This is a genomic window from Methylomonas rivi (assembly GCF_024505165.1).
GTDB classification, from domain to species: Bacteria; Pseudomonadota; Gammaproteobacteria; order Methylococcales; family Methylomonadaceae; genus Methylomonas; species Methylomonas rivi.
Genome location: NZ_JANIBK010000335.1, coordinates 1 through 980, shown reverse-complemented (window position 1 = coordinate 980; position 980 = coordinate 1). Strand labels below are relative to the sequence as shown.

Below are 980 nucleotides of genomic sequence, written 5' to 3'. Positions count from 1 at the left end.
GGGCGCATTAGCGATAGCGTAATGCGCCGAATGCTTGAAGGCCAACATGCGGCGCAATACGGCTACGCCTATTGACGCCCTACGGATTGCGACTTACGGCCTTGTTTGAATGCCGATTCCCGCACCGGCGGGCGGGTTTCTTTTCTTTGCTTGTCCAAAGAAAAGAAAAGACACCCGGATGCCGCTTTGATCCTGCGCTCCGAAGGCTTTGAACGGGGTTTTCCGAAGGGGCATCCCAGCCCCTGCGGAAAACGCGATGCATCCCTGCATCGCCCCTGACGGGCTTATCCGCTCAAATCCTCCGGTGCTCGGCGCGGCAAAACGGGAGAAAACCCCGCCGTGAAATTGGAAAGCGTCTAATATTTGCGAGGTTTTGTAGGGCGCATTAGCGGTAGCGTCATGCGCCGAATGCTTGAAAGCCAACATGCGGCGCAATACGGCTTACGCCTATTGACGCCATACGGATTGCGACTTACGGCCTAATTTTTTTTGGATCACTTGGTTATTGGTTTTTGTAGTGAACAGAGTAAAAACTTATAAAAATAAAAAAGGACGTAACTTTAAATGAAATTTAGAAGCCTGCATAAATGGGATAATATCCCCGAATCAAAAGGACTTATTTATGTTGCTCAATTATTGGATGAATTGTTGTTCGAATTCACTTTGGATACATACAAACCATCCGCAATGAATACTAGTCTTTTAGTCAGAGAGGCTCTATCAACAATAGATTTAATAAAGTCTGGAGTTATAAAGAGGCCTAATATAAATCACGTCCTTGATGAATTATGTTTAAATCTTAAGAAGGACGAAGTCGCAAAGTCTCTTATTACTGTCGACTTGGGAGAGTTACTTGATAGTCTGTATAGCAAAAACTCGACCTACGATAGTTTGACAACCACAGTAGAGCTTCTTAATAATCAAATACCTTTAAAAATATATAAAAAAAGAAATGAGGAGTTGCTTATTAAAGAGATTAC

General features: G+C 43.7%; 2 protein-coding genes. One reads left to right on the top strand and one right to left on the bottom strand.

The window, feature by feature from the left end:
* Window positions 1-93: 93 nt before the first annotated feature.
* The gene (locus NP596_RS21570) at window positions 94-435 is read right to left on the bottom strand and encodes a hypothetical protein (RefSeq protein ID WP_256617434.1); all 342 of its coding nucleotides are present in this window, start codon (window positions 433-435) and stop codon (window positions 94-96) included.
* Between the two features lie 129 nt (window positions 436-564).
* Between NP596_RS21570 and NP596_RS21565 the strand changes: the two genes are divergently transcribed.
* Window positions 565-980, top strand: a 416-nt coding sequence (locus NP596_RS21565) for a hypothetical protein (protein ID WP_256617433.1), incomplete at its 3' end; no start/stop codon positions are given.